Source organism: Arthrobacter sp. Y3223065 (assembly GCF_059090885.1).
Map to the genome: position 1 here is coordinate 383,904 of NZ_JBNHGC010000001.1, position 18,953 is coordinate 402,856.

Consider the following 18,953-nt stretch of genomic DNA (forward strand, 5'->3'; position numbering starts at 1 on the left):
GAGCATACGCACTTGCCCGGGCAAGCTCCATTCCGTCTTTTGTGTGGTTCCTACTAAAACAGGCGGCGGACCCGGCCGGAAAAGGCCAGGTCCGCCGCCTGTCTGGTGGCGCGGTTGCCGCGGTTAGGAGTCGCCGCCGGCGTTGCCCGAGGTGCCCGCGTTGACGTCCATCAGGCGGTACTTCTCGAACGCATCCCGGGGCACATTCTGGTCGATCTCGCCGCGGCGGGCCAGCATCTGCAGGGCCCGGACCACGATTGAGTGAGAGTCGATCTTGAAGAAGCGCCGGGCCGCGGCCCGGGTGTCGGAGAACCCGAAGCCGTCGGCGCCCAGGGTCGCGAACTCGTTGGGCAGGTACTGCCGGATCTGGTCCGGCACGGCGGCCATGTAGTCGCTGACCGCCACGATCGGGCCGGTCGCGCCTTCGAGCTGCTGGGCCACAAAGGGCTTGCGCGGCTCGGAGCCGGGGTTCAGGAACGCCTCCTCCTCGGCGGCCAGGCCGTCGCGGCGCAGCTCGTTCCAGCTGGTCACCGACCAGACATCGGCGGAGACGCCCCAGTCATCGGCCAGCAGCTGCTGGGCTTCCAGCGCCCAGGGCACGGCCACGCCGGAGGCCAGCAGCTGGGTGCGCGGCCCGTCGACCTTGGCCGGAGCCAGCAGGTAGATGCCCTTCACCAGGCCCTCGACGTCCAGTTCCTCCGGTTCGGCGGGCTGGAGGATCGGCTCGTTGTACACGGTCAGGTAGTACATCACGTTGGGATCCGGATGGTTCCCGCCGTACATGCGGTCCAGGCCGGCGCGGATGATGTGCCCGATCTCGTACCCGTAGGCCGGATCGTAGGTGACGACTGCCGGGTTGGTGGAAGCCAGGATCGGGGAGTGTCCGTCCGCGTGCTGCAGGCCCTCGCCGGTCAGGGTGGTCCGTCCCGCGGTCGCGCCGATCACGAAGCCGCGGGCCATCTGGTCGGCGGCGGCCCAGAAGAAGTCGCCGGTGCGCTGGAAGCCGAACATCGAGTAGAAGATGTAGATCGGCACCAACGGCTCGCCATGGGTGGCGTAGGAGGTGCCGACGGCGGTGAAGGCGGCGGTGGAGCCGGACTCGTTGATGCCAGTGTGCAGGATCTGCCCCTGCGGGGACTCCTTGTACGCCAGGACCAGGTCGCGGTCCACGGAGAGGTAGTTCTGGCCCTTGGGGTTGTAGATCTTCGCCGTCGGGAAGAACGAGTCCATGCCGAAGGTCCGCGCCTCGTCCGGAATGATCGGGACCACGCGGGCGCCGAATTCCTTGTCCCGCATCAGGTCCTTCAGCAGGCGCACGAACGCCATGGTGGTGGCCGCCTGCTGTTTCCCGGAGCCGCGCTTGGCGACCTCGTAGGCCTTGTCCTCGGGCAGGTGGAGCTGCTGGTGCCCGGTCCGGCGTTCAGGCACGGCGCCGCCGAGCGCTGCCCGGCGCTCCATCATGTACTTGATTTCCGGAGTGTCCGGTCCCGGCCTGTAGTACGGCGGCCGGTACGGATCGGCTTCGAGCTGCTCGTCCGAGATCGGGATGCGCAGGTGGTCGCGGAAGTCCTTCAGGTCCTGCAGGGTCAGCTTCTTCATCTGGTGGGTCGCGTTGCGGCCCTCGAAGTGCGTGCCCAGACCGTAGCCCTTGACCGTCTGGGCGAGGACCACCGTGGGCTTGCCCTTGAATTCGGTCGCGGCGCGGTAGGCGGCGTAGACCTTGTGGTAGTCGTGGCCGCCGCGCTTGAGGTTCCAGATCTGCTCGTCGGTCATGTCCGCGACCATTTCCTTGGTCTGCGGGGTCTTGCCGAAGAAGTGCTCGCGGACGAACCCGCCGGATTCGGCCTTGTAGGTCTGGTAGTCGCCGTCGAGGGTGGAGTTCATGATGTCCACCAGCGCGCCGTCCTGGTCCTTGGCGAGCAGTTCGTCCCACTCACGGCCCCAGGTCACCTTGATGACATGCCAGCCGGCGCCGCGGAAGAAGGCCTCGAGCTCCTGCATGATCTTGCCGTTGCCGCGCACTGGGCCGTCGAGTCGCTGCAGGTTGCAGTTGATCACGAAGGTGAGGTTGTCCAGCTTCTCGTTGGCTGCCAACTGCAGGAAGCCGCGCGACTCCGGTTCGTCCATCTCGCCGTCGCCCAGGAACGCCCAGACATGCTGGTCGGAGGTGTCCTTGATCCCGCGGTTCTGCAGGTAGCGGTTCAGCTGCGCCTGGTAGATGGCGTTGGCCGGGCCGATGCCCATGGAAACGGTCGGGAATTCCCAGAACTCGGGCATGGAGCGCGGGTGCGGGTAGGAGGGCAGGGCGTGGCCTTCGCGGGACTTCTCCTGCCGGAAACCGTCCAGGTCCTCCTCGGTCAGCCGGCCTTCGAGGAAGGCGCGCGCATACATGCCGGGGGAGGCGTGGCCCTGGAAGAAGACCTGGTCGCCGCCGCCGGGGTGGTCCTTGCCGCGGAAGAAATGGTTGAAGCCCACTTCATAGAGGGTTGCTGCGCCGGCGTACGTGGAGATGTGTCCGCCCACGCCGATGTCCGGGCGCTGTGCCCGGTGCACCAACATGGCGGCGTTCCAGCGCATCCATGCGCGGTAGCGGCGCTCGATCTCCTCGTCGCCCGGGAACTCCGGCTCCTGGTCGACCGGAATGGTGTTCACGTAGTCCGTGGTGGTCACCATCGGCACGCCGACGCTCTGCGCACCCGCACGCTGCAGGATGGAGCGGACAATAAACTGGGCCCGTTCGGTGCCCTGGCTCTCCACCAGACCGTCGAAGGACTCAATCCATTCGGCGGTTTCTTCGGGATCGCGATCCGACAGCTGGCTTGTCAGCCCGCTCAGGATGTGCGAGGTATCTTCTCCTGCGCTCACGTCCAACCTCTCATACGTGCAGATTGTGTCTGCGCCTTACGTGGCATAGCGACCCGGCGCATGGTCCGGCCGGGAGATATTCTTCAGTGCCACTCTAACTGTTCAGGGCATTACAACGCAGCCGGAGCCGCCCGTGCCAGTTGTTACGACGACGGCGGAGGCCGCGCCGCCGTCACCCCGGAAAGCCCCACCGCCGTCGTTCCCGGCAGGCGCACGCCGTCGTCCCTTAAGAAGAGGCGCAAGAGGCGGCGCGGCGCGGCAAAAAACCGCAGCGTCTTGCGGGTGGCTTGAAGCGACGGCGATTAGGGTGTTGGCTTGTAACTAGCAACACGCCCATCCTCATCGGTGGGGCGAATCAAATACGTTCCATACAGGAGGAGCACAGTGGGCGAGGCCGAAGCCGCCGCGGTAGAGAATGTGGCAGGCAATTTGGGTTTCAAAGACGGGGACCTGATCCAGGAATTCGGCTATGACGAGGACGTGGACTTCGATCTGCGTGACGACATCGAGGACCTCACCGGCTCCGAACTGCTCACCGAGGACGACCACGACGTGGTTGACGCGGTGATCCTGTGGTGGCGCGACGGCGACGGCGATCTGGTAGACGCGCTGGTCGACACGCAGACAACCCTCGGGCCGGGCGGAGTGGTCTGGGTGCTGACGCCGAAGTCAGGCCGGGATGGCTACGTGCCGCCGGCCGACGTCCAGGAAGCGGCGCCGACTGCCGGCCTGCATGTGACCACTTCCGCCGGCGTATCCGGCGATTGGGCTGCTACCCGGCTGGTCAGCAAGCGGACCAACAAGTGACCGCGGACGCACCCCGGACAGGGCTGCCCGCACCCGATTTCGAGCTGGCCAACCAGTTCGGCGAACCCATCCGGCTCTCCGCCCTGCGCGGTGAGAACGTCGTGCTGGTATTCTACCCGTTCGCGTTCTCCGGCATCTGCACCGGCGAGCTGTGCGAGCTGCGCGACGACCTGGGCCTTTTCCGCAGCGAGAACGCCCGCGTCCTGGCCGTCTCGGTTGACCATAAGTTCGCCCTGCGGGCGTTCGCGGAGCAGGAGGGCTACGAGTTCGACCTGCTGGCCGACTTCTGGCCGCACGGCGACGTCGCCAAGGCCTACGGCGTGTTCGACGACGACTCCGGCATGGCACTGCGCGGCACCTTCATCATCGACGCCGAAGGCATCCTGCGGCACGTGATCCGCAATCCGCGCAGCCAGGCACGCGACATCCAGGAATACCACCGCGTGCTGAAAGAGCTCTAACCTGCCATGGAGTTGCTGCGGCCGGCGCTCGAGATCCTGGCTGGACGCCGTCTGGCCGTGTTGACCGGCGCGGGACTCAGCACCGATTCCGGCATCCCGGACTACCGTGGCCCCACATCCGTTCCGCGCACTCCGATGACGTACCAGCAGTTCGTGGGCGACGAGGACCTGCGCCGCCGCTACTGGGCGCGCAACCACATCGGCTGGCGGCACATGCACCATGCCGCGCCCAATCCCGGCCACTACGCGCTGGCAGCGATGGAGGAGAACGGCCTGCTCAGCGGCCTGATCACGCAAAACGTGGACAGGCTGCATGAGGACGCCGGCAGCGTGAACGTCATCGACCTGCATGGGCGTTTCGACCGGGTGATTTGCCTGAACTGCGGGGACGTGACCAGCCGCTCCTTGCTGGCGGTGCGGCTCGAGGAACTCAACCCCGCCTACGCCGCCACCGGAGATGCCGGCGACGTCGCTCCCGACGCCGACGCCGAGGTCGCCGACACCACCCGCTTCGTCGTGGCCGACTGCCTGGTATGCGGCGGCATGCTCAAGCCGGACTTCGTCTACTTCGGCGAGAATGTCCCCAAGGACCGGGTGGCGGCGGCCTACGCCATGGTGGACGACGGCGAGGCGCTGCTGGTCGCCGGGTCCTCGTTGAGCGTGATGAGCGGCCTGCGGTTCGTCCGGCACGCCTCCAGACAGGGCAAACCCGTGGTGATCATCAACCGCGGCGCCACCCGCGGCGACGCATTGGCCGACCTGAAGCTGGAAACGGGCGTCTCCGAAGCTCTCGGCCACCTGGCGGCGGAGTTGCCGGGCCGCCTCCCTAAGCCGGCCTGAGACGCGGCCAAAGGGACTGCAGTGTGCCCTTCCCGGCGCCGACCGTTCCGCCTGAGGGGAGTCCCAGGTTACAGGTTGCATCGTGTTTATCCGCACGCCAATTTGGTTGGCGTTCACGCCGGGTTATCCGGTAGAGTAAATCCTCGTGATGTTGCGGCGGATAACGCTCCGCGGTCCCGCTTTCGACATTACAACGGGTCTTTAGCTCAGCTGGTAGAGCGCCACGTTTACACCGTGGATGTCATCGGTTCGATCCCGGTAGGACCCACGGGCCAACCCCGCACTGTCAGGCAATTCGTCTGAAAGCGCGGGGTTTTTCGTTCCCAGGCCACCCCGGATGCGCCGACCCGCAGCCTCCGATTCCTGAGCGAATCTTGGGGTTTAGCAGGGGACTGCCGGTGTAACGTGGGGCTCCCGGTGACCGCTGCATGGGGGCAGGCAGAGCCGGATGGATGAGGTAAACGGCCCCGCCCGCTGTTGGGGGATGGGCGGGGCTGTTCCTCAGAACCATGGGATGCCCGATGAAGTATCCGTCCGCGTGCAGCACCCGCCGGCGTCGGACCCCGTTCCCGCGACTCCAGGCGAGACCAAATAGGCGTGTTTTCCACGCGCGCCCCGCATTAGGCAGGTTGTCCTGTCCCGCTTCCATGAGGTCTCCCCGGCATAGCGGGAAAGAACCGCCAGCCAGCGGTCGGTCGCGCAGATCCTCGTACCCGGAGTTGCTGTTGCAGGCGGTTCACAGCTCCAAAAGGGAAAGGCACTGTCCCGTGAGGGACAGTGCCTTTCGGGGCAGCCGTTAGATGGGGGATCAACGGAACTGCCAGGGGATAAGCGGTGCAGCAACCAGGAGATGGGGGCTCCCGGGCGTTCAATGCCACCGCCAAGCCACAGTCTGCCATGACCCGTGGGCATTTCTCAACCACCATGATTGATCTGTTAAACGTGTCTCTCATTATCAGCTAATCCGGACCAAAATGCGGCGCACAGCCCTACCATCCACGCCCCTTCGAACGGTGCTGTCGGGCCCCAATTGCGCCGATCTTATGCCAAGACAAAGCAGCCGCTGCGTCATGCAATAACGGTTAAGCAACTGCGCTTGCATACCCTCCACAACCGGCCTCCGGTCTGCAACGCTGTACCGATCATGCTGGTTTGCGTTAGGGGCAACAATGGAGAAGTTCTGCCGGAGTGCAGGCCGCAGTTTCATCCCTGTGCGCACCGTCTCGGCGCAGCGTTGTGCCTGCTGCGGCACGCACCGCCGGCCGTGGTCGGCACAGGACGCTGGCTGGATGCCCCGGCGGGACCTGGATGAAATCGACCTGATCGCGGCAACGCCTCGTGTCTTGACTCCCCGCCCGGATCCCGGCGGGGACGCCACCCCCGGCGTGGGTTTTCCCGGCGAGGACGACGCGGACGATGCCGCAATCGACGCCTGGCTGCGCTTCCGCCCCTCGGCTGCCACCGGTGAATGAGTCATAGCTAACGTCCGCGCGCTTAGCCGGTGCCGCCGGTCGGGATTAGGCTTGATGAGGAACCTCGGCCCTCGGGCTGTACGCTGACGTCCCTGACCGCGGGGACCGCACACATGGAGACTCAATGAGCGCACACATCGGTGTGACAGGTCTGGCCGTCATGGGCGCCAACCTGGCACGGAACTTCGCCCGCAACGGCTACACGGTCGCCCTGCACAACCGCTCGGTGGAAAAGACGGACGCACTGCTGTCCGCCCACGGCGACGAGGGGGATTTCATCCGCACCGAGTCGCTGCAGGAGTTGGTGGACAACCTGCAGAAGCCCCGCCGCGTGCTCATCATGGTCAAGGCCGGCAAGCCGGTCGACTCGGTCATCGAGCAGTTGGTGCCGTTGCTGGAAGAGGGCGACATCGTGATCGACGCCGGCAACTCGCACTACGAGGACACCCGGCGCCGCGAGGCCGCCCTGGCGGAGAAGGGACTGCACTTCGTGGGCATCGGCGTCTCCGGCGGCGAGGAAGGCGCACTCCTGGGCCCGTCCATCATGCCCGGCGGTTCCCGGCAGTCCTACGATTCACTCGGCCCGATGCTGGAAAAGATCTCCGCCAAGTACGACGGCGAACCCTGCTGCAGCTGGGTGGGCACCGATGGCGCGGGCCACTTCGTAAAGATGGTGCACAACGGCATCGAATACGCGGACATGCAGGTAATCGGCGAGGCCTACGACCTGCTGCGCACCGGTGCCGGCCTGGAACCGCAGCAACAGGCCGAGATCTTCACCGCGTGGAACAAGACCGAACTGTCGTCCTTCCTCATCGAGATCACCGCCGAGGTGCTCGCCCACACCGACGCCAAGACCGGCAAGCCGTTCGTCGACGTCGTGGTGGACTCGGCCGGACAGAAGGGCACCGGCCGCTGGACCGTTGTCTCCGCGCTGGAACTGGGATCGCCGGTCTCCGGCATCGCCGAGTCCGTCTTCGCGCGCGGTCTTTCCTCGCAGCGCGGCCAGCGGGCGATCGCCCAGGACGTGCTGTCAGGGCACGAAGAGGACGTCAAGGTCCCGCAGAGCTTCGTCGAGGACGTCCGCCAGGCGCTCTTCGCCTCCAAGCTGGTCAGCTACGCGCAGGGCATCGACATGCTCGGTTCCGCAGCGGGCGAGTACGGCTGGGACCTGAAGCTGGACGAGATCGCCTCGCTATGGCGCGCCGGCTGCATCATCCGCGCAGAACTGCTGGACGACATCATGAAGGCCTACGCCGGCGACTCAAAGCCGGAAAACCTGCTCTTCGCCCCGGCCTTCGCCGAAGCGATCGGCGCGGCAGTCCCCGCCTGGCGCCGCGTGGTGGCCACCGCCGTCCAACTGGGCATTCCGGTACCGGTGTTCGCATCCTCGCTGGCCTACTACGACGGGCTGCGCCGCAAGCGCCTGCCCGCCGCCCTGACCCAGGGCCTGCGCGACCTCTTCGGCGCCCACACCTACGGCCGGACGGACGCCGAAGGCACCTTCCACACCCTGTGGAGCGGAGACAAGTCCGAGGTCTCCGCCGTCGACACGCACTGATCCGGACGGCGGACAGCCGCTTGAGGAATTCCCGGAGCCCCCAACCGATTTTTGAGGTTGGGGGCTCCTGCGGCTTATCCCGCTTTCGTTCGGGACTCAGGAGGCCGGGAGCGATTCGTCGGAGATCATGCCGCCGACTTCTGCACCTTCGAGTAGAAGAACTGGAGGAGGTCGGCCCCGAATTCGGCGCTGAACAGGGCGGCGGTCCAGCGGGTTGGTTTCGGAGCCAGTAGCAGGCCGAAGATGAAGCCGCTGGCCACCCATTGGCCCAGGCAGAACGGGCACGTGAGTAGTTCGCCGATGGCTTTCCGTGGCCCGGTGCCGCGTACGTCTTCGGCCAGTTCGGCTGCTCCGCTTTGCCCTTCGAAGGTAGTGAAGGGGGCCCGCAGCGGGCTGGTGACCGGGGCCTTGGTCAGCAGCCGGGAGAGCTTGTGCGTGGCAATGGCGATCAGCGCCAGGTCGCTCCACCGGGGTGCGTCCGGCAGGGTACGGCGGGAGCGGCGAACGGCGGCTGTCCCCAAGGCCAGTCCTGCGCCGTGGACGCCCATCAGCAACAGGAATGAGCCCAGCGGCCGGTGCTCTCCGTGGGTGTATTCATCCTTCTCGCGCCGCAGCAGGGCCCGTAATCTCTGAGCGTTTTCCTGATACATGTGTTGCTTGCCTTCCCGGTCTGGTGCCTGGGGCGAGTTTATCGATGCCCCGGGCCTCGCAACAGGGCGGGACGCTCGTGGAACCGCATAATCGACGGGCGAAATCCGCGTGGTTAAGCGGAAATCGGCCCCTCCTCGGATACTTGAGGAGGGGCCGATTTTTCAGGTTTCCGTCCTGCTATCGCTTTGAAGCGCGGTAGCCGGCAGCCCGAGCTGCACCCTCGGTGGCGAAGCACTCTTCGGGGCTAGTGCGCGAGTAGTAGCCACCGCCCGGTACATGGTAGATCCATTCCCCGGAAGAACTATGGTTGCCCTTGATCGGGTAGCCAGCGGGGCAGTTCTGTCCGGAGGCGGCAACACTGCTGGGCTTCGTGCCGGCCTTGATCGTCAGCCACTGGCCCTTCGTCGCAGTGCGCGTGTAGGTCGACGACGGCAACCGGTACTTCACCGTCGTGGTGACTTTATACTTGCCGGCCCGCAAGGATACCGACTTCTTGTTCTTGGCTACGGTCTTACTGCCGGCTTTCACCGTCAGCGTCTTGGACACGACTTTCACGCCCTTGGCAGACGAAACATTCGGCTTGATGGTCGCCGTGCCGTTATAAGGAGCCTTCTTGCCCGCAATGGTCTTCAGCGCCACTGCAGTGCGGACCACGAGCTTTTGTGTCTTCGACGTCGTCTTGAGCTTCGAGTAGACGCGCTGGCCGTCCACTTCTGTGTACGTCTTGTACTTCACGGTTGTGGCCACCGAGTAGGTTCCGGCCTTGAGCTTCGCGCTCTTCTTGTTCTTGAGCACAGTCTTGTTGCTTTGCTTGACCGTGATGGTCTTGGCTGTAACGGCGACCCAGCCGGTGGCAGCAACTGTGGGCTTCACCGTGGCAGTGCCGTTGACCGGGGCAACCGGGCTGCCGATATTTTTGATCGCCACGCTCGTCTCGGGCGCAGGCGTCGAGACCGTCGCCTGAACGGCGGTACCAGTCACCGCTGTAACGGCCTGGACCGGAGCCGCGGTTGCGGCAGTGACGGAGCTTAGAAGGAGCGAGGCAGCGGCTGCGAACACAGCGGCGCCACGCACATAAGGTGCGAGTTTCAATTTCCCCAACTTTCCCGGACGGAGCCGGAACCAAAATGATTACAGGTTAATCGTACGAGCAAAATGCTCAGGCATCGGCCAATATTGCCCAGCGTCGTCGCCCACCAGACGCTGTCCTGCAGCCGATTGCATGGGATCTGGACGCTCTGCGGCGGGGAGAAGGAGAGATGGGTTGTTGCAGAATCGCAACAACCCATCTCGAATGAGCCGTGTTTGAGGAATACCGTTCCTGAAGGGTTCTGGTTATGGATTCTTCATCACGGGGATAGTGATTGATATTTCTCTAGAATCCCTTGACGTACTCAACGGACCCGTCGTACGAATCCGTGATGCGCCAGACTCCGCCCTTGACTGCAGCGGCCGGGACATCGGCAAACACGACTCCGTAACCGATGGAGGATTCAACGTCTACTTCCGCGGGAAGCAGTGGCCCCATATCGAGGTAGGAATCTTCTACCGTGTACCCGGAGTCGTTGTAGATGTTCCCGTCGCCCCCGATGTATTCCACGACGATCCAGTCGGCGGGGTCCAAGATGGAATCGCTGCTGTTACCCAGGAGCAGTTCTACATAGAGGTCCACTTTTCCAGACTCTGTGTTGCTCGGGTATTGACGTGGTTCGAAGAACAGCACCGTCCAGTCAGGCAAGGTGAATATCTTGTCGATAGCGAAGGGGTCTTGCCTCGTTGATCGCACAAACAGCACCGTTTCAGCTGACGTGGCTTTCCCGGCTTTGTTCGTGACTACGACTCGGTAGGTATCCAGTTCGTTCTTCGACCGTGCGGTAAATGTGTAGTTCGCGCTTGTTGCTCCCAAAATCCTCTTCCAAGAGACCCTGCCGTCGGTTCCTTCGACCTCACGTTCCCATGCGTAGGACAGGGACCCACCCGTGGCTTGGCTCTTGATAGTGACGGATTTCCCCGTGGTGGTCTGAATTGAACGCGGGATCTTCACCGTCGGTTTGACGACGGTCGTGACCTTCACGCTGTTGGAAGTCGCTTTTCCGGCCTTGTTGCCCGCTATGGCCCGGTACTCATTTACTGACTGCCCGGAGGGAGCTGTGAAGGAGTGGGTTGACTTGGTGCCCGTGGAAATGTTCGCCCATTTAGATCCTGCCTTACGCTGCCACTGGTATGACATGGCTCCGCCGCTCGCTATGACCGAAAGGGTTACCTTCGATTGGGCAGGAGTGGTCACATTCTTGGGCTGAGTCGTGATCCTAGGTGAGGTGACAACGGTGAGCGTGGCGCTCCTCGAAGTGATTGTCGAGCGAGAGTTGGAGACGAGGACGCGGTACTGTGCGCCATTAAGGCTAGTCGTGGCCTTGACCTTGAGAGTGTGGGTTTTTGCAGAAGAGCCGGTGGCTTTGACCCAGTTATTGGACTTAGGTTTCTTGACCTGCCATTGATACCTGAGTTTGCTGCCGACGGCCTTGACTTTGAAGCTATGGGTTTTGCCGCTGGCCACGGTTGAGGACTTTGGAGAACCCGTGATCGTTGCCTTCGCGACTGCCGTGGAGACCGCTGTCGTTGAAGTGACGGTAACGGTGACTGGGTTCGCCTGAGCTGGAGCGAGTGCTATCGGTGCAGTGAATAAAAGAGCGGCCATTGAAACTGTAACGGCGCGCTGAAGTAGCCTTTTCAAGAATTTCCCCCAACAGGAATGAAAACAGAGCAGACGGAAGAGAAAGCTCCTCGTCAAGTTGAGGAGTTATCCGAATAATACCTAATCATTAGGCATAAGCAGTCAACGGCGTCATCGGGGCGCGAGAAACCCAGACAGATGGCGAGAGGCCCCTCTGCGCCATGCAGAGAGGCCTCTTAGGGGTGGTCGAGCAAACCGGCCGACCGCGACGAGTTCTACAGCAGTTCGGCTCGCAGTTCGGCCGCCGATTTGGGCGAGAGCAGTCCGGGTGGAACGTCGAAGACGGTCACGGCGCCGAACCGGCCCTGCTGGTGCAGGCGGTGCACGGCCCGGGCGTAGGCCACCAGGACGCTGGCCGTGAACTCCGGGTTGCTCTCCAGCGTGAGTCCGTATTCGATGACCTGAGCGTGTTCGGCGCTGGTGTTGCCGCTGCGGATGGTCATCCCGCCGTGCGGCATGGCGCTGTGGTCGCGGGCCAGTTCTTCGGCCGAGATGAAATGGACCTCGGTATCGTACTGGTCAAAGTAGTGCGGCATGGTCACGATGGCCTCGCGGACTGCGTCGGCGTCGGCGCCGTCGGCAAGCACGACGAAGCATTCACGGGTGTGCTTCTGCCGCGTCTCCAGTTGCGGACGGCTGCCGTCGCGCACCTGCTCGATGGCGGCTTCCGATGGGGAGGTGTACTGCACGCCGGCTGCGACACCGGGTACCCGGCGGACGGCGTCGGAGTGCCCCTGGCTCAGTCCGCGGCCCCAGAAGGTGTAGGTGTCGCCGTCGGGCAGGAGGGCTTCGCCATAAACCCGGTTGATGGAAAACATGCCGGGGTCCCACCCGGCGGATATCAGCGCCGTCTTGCTGGAGGCACGCGCCGGCGCGTCAACGGCGTCGAAGTATTCCGGGATGCGGGCGTGCGTGTCGAAACTGTCCACCGTGTTGAAGCGGGCCGCCATGACCGGTCCCTGCTGCGGGAGGTCCTCCTTGGAACCGCCGCACAGGATCAGCACGTCGATGCTGTCTTCGTGGGCGGGGAGCTCGTCCATGGCAAACACGGCAGTCTCCTTGCGCAGGGTGGCAAGGTCTGCGGGGGACCGGCGGGTGAAGACCCCGGCCAGTTCCATGTCGGGGTTTTTGGCCACCGCGGCCTCCACGCCGCGGCCCAGGTTTCCGTAGCCGGCTATGCCGATGCGGATCGATTCGCCCACGGCTTGTCCTCTCGTCAGGTTCAACGTTTATCAGGCAGCAGTGGACGTTAGATCCACATCGCCGGGTCGATGTATTCGGCCGGGTCTACGGCGGGTTTGGTTTCGCGCTGTGGATCGCGGTGCCGGAAGGTGGCAGGGATGCCCGTGATGATCGATTCTGGCGGAGCGTCCTTGACCACAACGGCGTTGGCGCCCACGGCGCTGTCAGCACCGATGACCACGGGACCGAGCACTTTGGCGCCGGCACCGATGACCACCCGATCGCCGATGGTGGGGTGGCGCTTGACCTTGTCCAGCGAGCGGCCGCCGAGCGTGACGCCGTGGTAGAGCATCACGTCTTCGCCGATTTCGGCGGTCTCGCCGATCACCACGCCCATGCCGTGGTCAATGAAGAACCGGCGGCCGATGGTCGCGCCGGGATGGATCTCGATGCCGGTCAGGAAGCGTCCCGCCTGCGAGATCAGCCGGGCCGGCAGCCGCAGCGACGGGTTGGCCCACATCCTGTGTGTCAGCCGGTGGATCCAGATGGCGTGCAGCCCGGAGTAGGCCAGGAAATTCTCCACGCGGCCCCGGGCCGCCGGGTCGTGCGACCGGGCGGCCTCGAGGTCTTCACGCAGTCGCGCTAGGAAACCCATGTGCTCTTTCTGATCGGACATCGCCGCTCGGCGGCAAGGAAGCTGGTTAGCCGCGGATGTCGTCGTACAGGATCGTGGAAATGTAGCGCTCACCGAAGTCGGGCACCACGGCCACGATCAGCTTACCGGCGTTCTCCGGACGCTTCGCCACTTCCAGCGCCGCCCACACGGCCGCGCCCGAGGAGATGCCGCCGAGGATGCCTTCCTTGATGCCCAGATCGCGGGCAACGGCGACGGACGCCGACGTCGGCGCGTCCAGCACCTCGTCGTAAACGCTGGTGTTCAGTACCTCCGGCACGAAGTTGGCGCCCAGGCCCTGGATCTTGTGTGGGCCAGGATTGCCGCCGGTGAGGATGGGGGAGTCTTCCGGCTCGACGGCGATGATCTGGACGCCGGGCTTGCGCTCCTTCAGCAGGCCGCCGGCGCCGGTGATGGTGCCGCCGGTGCCGATGCCGGCCACCAGGATGTCGACCTGGCCATCGGTGTCGGCCCAGATTTCCTCGCCGGTGGTGGTGCGGTGGATCAGCGGGTTGGCCTCATTGGCGAACTGCTGGGCCCAGATGGAGTTCTCGGTGTTGGCCACGATCTCCTTGGCCTTTTCGACCGCGCCGCGCATGCCCTCGGAACCGGGGGTCAGCACGATTTCGGCACCGAAGGCGCGCAGCATGACGCGCCGCTCGGTGGACATGGTCTCCGGCATGGTCAGGATCACCTTGTAGCCGCGGGCCGCACCGACCATGGCCAGCGCGATGCCGGTGTTGCCGGAGGTGCCCTCCACGATGGTCCCGCCCGGCTTCAGCGCACCGGCCTTTTCGGCGGCGTCGACGATGGCCACGCCAATCCTGTCCTTGACCGAGTTGGCCGGGTTGTAGAACTCCAGCTTCACGGCGATTTGGGCCTCCAGGCCCTCGGTGAGCCGGTTCAGGCGCACCAGCGGGGTGCGCCCCACAACCTGGGTAACGTCGTCGTAAATCGGGGCCATGTTTTCCTGCCTTCTGGCCGTCGGGCCGTTACAGATGGGAGTAACAAAACTTCTTCCACACTAGTCAGCGCGGCGAGCCGTGAGCTAAGCGGAGAGCCATTCGGCGTAATATTTTCGGGCCTTGGCCAGCTTGGGATTGATGATCACCTGGCAGTAGCCGGCGTCGGGATGCTTGGCGTAGAAGTTCTGGTGATAGTCCTCCGCCGGGTAGAACTCGGGCAGCCGCACAACCTCGGTCACGATGGGGTCCTCCCAGTCCGCCTGCGCGCGCTCGATGGCGGCTTCGAAAGTCTGCTTCTGTTCGTCGTCGACGTAGAACATCGACGAGCGGTACTGCGTCCCGACGTCGTAGCCCTGGCGGTTCAGGGTGGTGGGGTTGTGTGAGGCGAAGAACATTCCCAGGATGACGTCTTCGGGCACCACCGTTTCGTCGAACGTCACGGCGACCACCTCTGCGTGCCCGGTCGTTCCGGAACAGACCGCCTCGTAGGAGGGATTCTTCAGGTGGCCGCCGGTGTAGCCGGAAACCACCTCCGTGACACCGCGCGTCCTGTTGTAGACCGCGTCCAGGCACCAAAAGCACCCACCGCCAAGCACAAAAGTCTTCATGGCTTAACAATGTCACGGACCCCTCGAATGTTCCCGGGCGGCGAACGTGGGCGGTGGCTGGTGGGCGGACCACCGCGGATGGGGTAGAAAAGGATTCATGGTCGACGACGAACAGCTCCGCACCGGGGATGCCGAAGCCCCCGAAGGCACCAAAGCCCCCGCGGGAACCGAAGGCGAAAAAACCCAAGTCCCCGCAGGAACCGAAGCCTCCGAGGGAACCGAAACCTCCGTGCAGGACGAAGCGCGGCCGAAGACGCCGGTCCTGGGCGATGTGCTGCTGGCCATCGAGGAGCTCTGGCCCGAATCGCTGGCCGAGCCATGGGACGCTGTGGGCCCCGTCGTCGGCAGGCCCTCGGCCGAAGTGCAGAAGATCATGTTCGCCGTGGACCCGACAACCGACGTGATCGCCGAGGCCATCGAGTGGGGTGCCGACCTGCTGCTCACGCACCACCCGCTGCTGCTGAAGCCGGTCAATTCGGTCGCAACCACCAGCTTCAAGGGAGACGCCGTGCACCGGCTGATCGAAAGCGGCTGCGCCTTGGTCACGGTTCACACCAACGCGGACAGCGCCGTCGGCGGCGTCTCGGACGTGCTGGCCGATGCGCTCGGGCTGCAGGACGTGCGGCCGCTGTCACCCGCGGACAACGGTTTGCCGGAAGAAGGCATCGGACGGGTGGGGGAGCTGGCCGAAGCCAAAACACTGGGCGAGTTCGCCGAACAGGTGTTCAGCATCCTGCCCGCCGTCGCCGGGGGAGTGAAGGTGGCCGGCGACCGCAACGGGATCATCCGCAGCGTGGCCGTGTGCGGCGGTGCAGGGGACTCGCTGTTCGACCAGGTCCGGGCCTCGCGGGCGGACGTTTATGTCACGGCCGACCTGCGCCACCACCCGGCGTCCGAAGCACGCGAAGGAGCCGTGGACGGCCGGCCATACCTCATCGACGTCTCGCATTTCGGCAGCGAATGGCTGTGGCTGACGCCCGCATCCGTGGCGCTGGACAATGTCCTGGCGGACCAGGGCTACACGGTGGAGGTCAAGGTCAGCGTCACCAACACCGATCCCTGGGATTTCGTCCTGACGCCGGGGTAGCAGCCCTCCGTCCGGACTGTAGGCTAGGACGAGGCTGAACCGCAGCGGTTCCGCAGCGTTTTGAAAGGACGTACATGGCGAAGGCACCGGCTTCCGAGCAACTGAGGCTGCTCGACCTGCAGGCACTGGACGGCAAGCTCACGCAACTGAGCCGCCGCGCTGCAGCCACCGCCAAGAACGCCGACATCGACGCGCTGGTGGAGAAGCTGGCCGCCGCCGACTCGTCGCTAGTCGCCCTCAACACGGAGATAGCGGACACCGAACGCGAACTGAAGCGCGCCGAAGGCGACGTCGAAACCGTCCAGTCGCGGATCGAACGCGACCAGAAACGCCTGGACAGCGGAGCGGGTTCGCCCAAGGACCTGACCGCGCTGCAGCACGAACTGGTGTCGCTGAATAAGCGCCGCAGCGATCTGGAAGACGTGGAGCTGGAAGTGATGGAGCGACTCGAGGGGCTCCGCACCCGGCAGGCCGAACACCAGCAGGCCAACGACCAGCTGCGCGAAGAGCTGTCCGGCCTGGAGCGTGCCCGCGACGAAGAGCTCGCCGGCATCGAAAGCGACCGTGCCGCTGCCGCCGCGGAACGCCAGGAGGTGGCGGGCAGCTTCGAGGCGTCCCTGCTGGCCGTCTACGAAAAGACCCTTGCGCATCGGGGCATCGGCGCCGCCCGGCTGTTCCACGGCAAGTCGGAGGGCTCCGGCATGCAGCTCAGCCCCGGCGACCTGGCCGACATCCGCAAGGCCGCACCGGACGACATCGTCTTCTGCCCCGACTCCGGCTGCATCCTGATCCGCTCGGAGGAGTGGGGCAGCTAGCCACTGGCAACGCTCCACTCGTTCCAGAGGCCAGCTCCCACAGCACAGAGCGGTTCCGGCGGGGAAATCCTGAGGGTAAACGATGCGCAGGCCGGGACGTCCTTCGCAAGAAAGCTGACGGCGGTCCCGCACGACTCAGGGACGGTCGGGCACTTTTTGTTTAGGGTTGCATCACCCTATTGCAGGGCGCCGGATGGGGTGCTGAAGCGAGGACACGGTGCCTCCAGTACTGTCGCCAGCAGTGCCTTTGCCCCATGTCACCGATGGATCGCACGCGTTCGAGCAAACGCCCAATGTAGCGATCAAGGCGCTGCGGGTAAAGGCGTGGGACGGGCTAGTCAGCGCACGATCAGGCGGGACAGCCTCCGCTTGATCTTCCGCCTGAGCGCCGGCGGCGCGAGGCGGACAATCCCGCTCCGGAACGACGCCGGTCCGGGTACGGTGTCGTGCATCGTGGCGGTGGTGCCGGCGGCGTCGGCGGCCCGGATCTGTACGGTTTTGCCGGCCGGGAGGGTGTAAAGCCCGCCGGCGCTGCTGAGGCTGACGGCGACTTCGTACGTTCCCGGCAGCAGCGCCGAGATGTCGACGCCGGTGCCCTTGGGGGTGCCGAAGTGGGCCCCGGAGTAATCGCTGAGCGCGTCGCCGAAGACGTCCGCGTTCCCGCGGAAGCCCCCGGCGGCCAGGGGGAAGGCGTGGGTGCCGGCGGGCCCGTGCAGCACCAGGTAGTAGCGGGCGGTTTCACTGTGGGGGATTTCCACACCGCGCACGGCGTAGTCCCCGTCCAGATGCACCCTAGGCCCGCGCGCCCAGCTGGTGCGCAGCCGGAAGTACGCCTGTGCCGGGGCGGTACCGAGCACGGGCCGTACATCCAGCACGGCGCCGCCGGGCCGCGTCCGGAAGCGGTACAGCCGCCCGTCCAGTTGCGATTCGGCCGCCAGCGGTGTGCCCGAGGCCAGCGGCAGCTCCGCCTCACGGCCAGGGACCGCCAGCCGCAGCCACACCTCGTACGTCCCCGACGGCAGCCCACCCAGATCAATGCCCCGGTGCTTGCGCGAGGAAAACCTAGCCAGTCGGTAATCGCAATAGGCCCGTTGGAAGTAGCTGAAGGAGATGCCCGCATCCTCGTTCCCACCCAGGGCGAACTCGTGTCGGGAGTCTTCCCCCGCGAGCACCAGCGTGCTGGCCAGATCCGTCCACTGACCGGTGGCATGCCCGCGCAGGAACCCCACCCCCTCCGGAAAGAACACCGATCCGGCCAGCCGCGCGCCGCTGAAGTTGGCGACGACGTCGCCCGCCTCCCGCTGCCGCAACAGCAGGTCCGCACGCAGCTGCGGTTCCAGCCGGTTCCCGTTGCGCACCGTGCCGTAGCGCGGCGGCGCGTTTTCTGCGAGTGCATAGAGCGTGGCCAGGATCAGCGGTACGTTATAGCGCGTCACATCCGTGTGCTCGTTCACCAGATCCGAATCTGTCTCGATGAAGTTGAAGTTCGCGTACTTGGCGAACAGCGGCAGCGCGGGCACAATCTGCGCCAGGTGGAACTGGTCCTGCGGGGAGCTGAGCACATAGATGTTCCTCTCCGTCTGTACATCGGCAGCCACCGCGTCGGGCAGCAGCCGGTCCAGCTTCTGCATCTCGGCCTGCCCGCCGCCCCCGGTCAGGTGCGCGAAGATCTTTGGCCGGTTGGCGCGCGTATGGGTGCCGACGTACATCTGGGGCGCGCTCGCGAGGATATTGCCGAAGTCGTATTTGATTCCCAGATACAGCGCAGCGAACCCGCCCTTGGAAAAACCCGCCAGCGTGCATTCATTCCGGCTCAGCCCCAGCCGCTCCAGCTCTGCATCGATCAACGCGACCACTGCCTGCTCAATGGAAAAGTCCATATTCCGGCACAGGTAGTATGCGTGCTGCCCATCGAACTTGTCCTTGATCCACAGCCAGTGTGCCTGACTGTCCTGTGAGGCCCGGCCGTCAAACTCGTAGCTGTCGAGCGCCCCCACCCCGGCGAACATGACGATCAGGTGGCGCCGGTCCAGCTTCGCCGCGCGCCGCTTGTACTGGACCAGCACGCCGCCGTGGACAAAATCTAGTTCCCGTTCGGACATGCGACCCCAACGCCTCCATCAATGCTTCACGTTCTCGGACTGACCGAATCTACGTGGCCTGGGTGAACGTGGGGCAAACTATCGGCGACACCGGCATCGAACCCCGGCGGTGGGGCCAGTACTTCAGGGC

The 18,953-nt window shown here is 64.9% G+C and carries 16 protein-coding genes and 1 tRNA gene; 8 read left to right on the top strand and 9 right to left on the bottom strand.

Translation table 11 applies throughout. The features are described 5' to 3' along the window. Window positions 1–123 precede the first annotated feature (123 nt). Window positions 124–2,865: a pyruvate dehydrogenase (acetyl-transferring), homodimeric type gene (gene aceE, locus AC5RUK_RS01755; protein ID WP_494151222.1), complete on the bottom strand. Its 2,742-nt coding sequence runs from the start codon at window positions 2,863–2,865 to the stop codon at window positions 124–126. 384 nt (window positions 2,866–3,249) lie between these two features. On the opposite strand from aceE, the gene AC5RUK_RS01760 reads away from it, so the two are divergent. From AC5RUK_RS01760 to gnd, 6 genes are all read left to right on the top strand, one after another. Continuing rightward, window positions 3,250–3,672, top strand: a complete 423-nt coding sequence (locus AC5RUK_RS01760) for a DUF3052 domain-containing protein (protein ID WP_493986977.1) — start codon at window positions 3,250–3,252, stop codon at window positions 3,670–3,672. Further along, window positions 3,669–4,133 (top strand): peroxiredoxin, encoded by a 465-nt coding sequence (locus AC5RUK_RS01765; RefSeq protein WP_494151223.1) that lies wholly within the window; start codon window positions 3,669–3,671, stop codon window positions 4,131–4,133. Before AC5RUK_RS01760 ends, AC5RUK_RS01765 begins: the two co-directional genes overlap by 4 nt. A gap of 6 nt (window positions 4,134–4,139) precedes the next feature. Further along, on the top strand, window positions 4,140–4,973 hold the full coding sequence (locus AC5RUK_RS01770) for an NAD-dependent protein deacetylase (RefSeq protein WP_494151224.1): 834 nt from the start codon (window positions 4,140–4,142) through the stop codon (window positions 4,971–4,973). Window positions 4,974–5,168: 195 nt separating this feature from the next. Then, window positions 5,169–5,241: transfer RNA gene (locus tag AC5RUK_RS01775), tRNA-Val, on the top strand. Window positions 5,242–6,262: 1,021 nt separating this feature from the next. After that, window positions 6,263–6,445, top strand: coding sequence for a hypothetical protein (locus AC5RUK_RS01780; RefSeq protein WP_494151225.1), 183 nt, complete (start codon window positions 6,263–6,265; stop codon window positions 6,443–6,445). Between the two features lie 124 nt (window positions 6,446–6,569). Next, entirely contained in the window at window positions 6,570–8,006 is a 1,437-nt protein-coding gene (gene gnd / locus AC5RUK_RS01785; protein WP_494151226.1) for an NADP-dependent phosphogluconate dehydrogenase, read from the top strand. A 125-nt stretch (window positions 8,007–8,131) separates the two neighbouring features. Here gnd and AC5RUK_RS01790 read toward each other — a convergent pair whose 3' ends face one another. The 7 genes from AC5RUK_RS01790 to msrA all read right to left on the bottom strand — a co-directional run bounded on the left by AC5RUK_RS01790 (window position 8,132) and on the right by msrA (window position 14,819). Next, on the bottom strand, window positions 8,132–8,656 hold the full coding sequence (locus AC5RUK_RS01790; protein ID WP_494151227.1) for a DUF1360 domain-containing protein: 525 nt from the start codon (window positions 8,654–8,656) through the stop codon (window positions 8,132–8,134). A 178-nt stretch (window positions 8,657–8,834) separates the two neighbouring features. Next, window positions 8,835–9,638, bottom strand: a complete 804-nt coding sequence (locus AC5RUK_RS01795; protein ID WP_494151228.1) for a sunset domain-containing protein — start codon at window positions 9,636–9,638, stop codon at window positions 8,835–8,837. A 394-nt stretch (window positions 9,639–10,032) separates the two neighbouring features. Beyond that, entirely contained in the window at window positions 10,033–11,355 is a 1,323-nt protein-coding gene (locus AC5RUK_RS01800; protein WP_494151229.1) for a hypothetical protein, read from the bottom strand. Window positions 11,356–11,606: 251 nt separating this feature from the next. Further along, the gene (locus tag AC5RUK_RS01805) at window positions 11,607–12,593 is read right to left on the bottom strand and encodes a diaminopimelate dehydrogenase (RefSeq protein WP_493986989.1); all 987 of its coding nucleotides are present in this window, start codon (window positions 12,591–12,593) and stop codon (window positions 11,607–11,609) included. Between the two features lie 47 nt (window positions 12,594–12,640). Further along, a complete protein-coding gene (epsC, locus tag AC5RUK_RS01810; protein WP_493986990.1) occupies window positions 12,641–13,228 on the bottom strand; it encodes a serine O-acetyltransferase EpsC in 588 nt (195 codons plus the stop codon). A 46-nt stretch (window positions 13,229–13,274) separates the two neighbouring features. Then, window positions 13,275–14,210: a cysteine synthase A gene (gene cysK, locus AC5RUK_RS01815; protein ID WP_493986991.1), complete on the bottom strand. Its 936-nt coding sequence runs from the start codon at window positions 14,208–14,210 to the stop codon at window positions 13,275–13,277. 84 nt (window positions 14,211–14,294) lie between these two features. Next, window positions 14,295–14,819 carry a peptide-methionine (S)-S-oxide reductase MsrA gene (msrA, locus tag AC5RUK_RS01820; protein WP_494151230.1) on the bottom strand — a complete coding sequence of 175 codons (525 nt, stop codon included), beginning with the start codon at window positions 14,817–14,819 and terminating at the stop codon, window positions 14,295–14,297. A gap of 97 nt (window positions 14,820–14,916) precedes the next feature. Between msrA and AC5RUK_RS01825 the strand changes: the two genes are divergently transcribed. After that, the gene (locus AC5RUK_RS01825; RefSeq protein WP_493986993.1) at window positions 14,917–15,906 is read left to right on the top strand and encodes a Nif3-like dinuclear metal center hexameric protein; all 990 of its coding nucleotides are present in this window, start codon (window positions 14,917–14,919) and stop codon (window positions 15,904–15,906) included. 74 nt (window positions 15,907–15,980) lie between these two features. Beyond that, window positions 15,981–16,721 carry a zinc ribbon domain-containing protein gene (locus AC5RUK_RS01830; protein WP_493986994.1) on the top strand — a complete coding sequence of 247 codons (741 nt, stop codon included), beginning with the start codon at window positions 15,981–15,983 and terminating at the stop codon, window positions 16,719–16,721. Window positions 16,722–17,059: 338 nt separating this feature from the next. On the opposite strand, the gene AC5RUK_RS01835 is transcribed toward AC5RUK_RS01830, so the two are convergent. Beyond that, window positions 17,060–18,823 carry a hypothetical protein gene (locus AC5RUK_RS01835; protein ID WP_494151231.1) on the bottom strand — a complete coding sequence of 588 codons (1,764 nt, stop codon included), beginning with the start codon at window positions 18,821–18,823 and terminating at the stop codon, window positions 17,060–17,062. Between the last annotated feature and the right edge of the window lie 130 nt (window positions 18,824–18,953).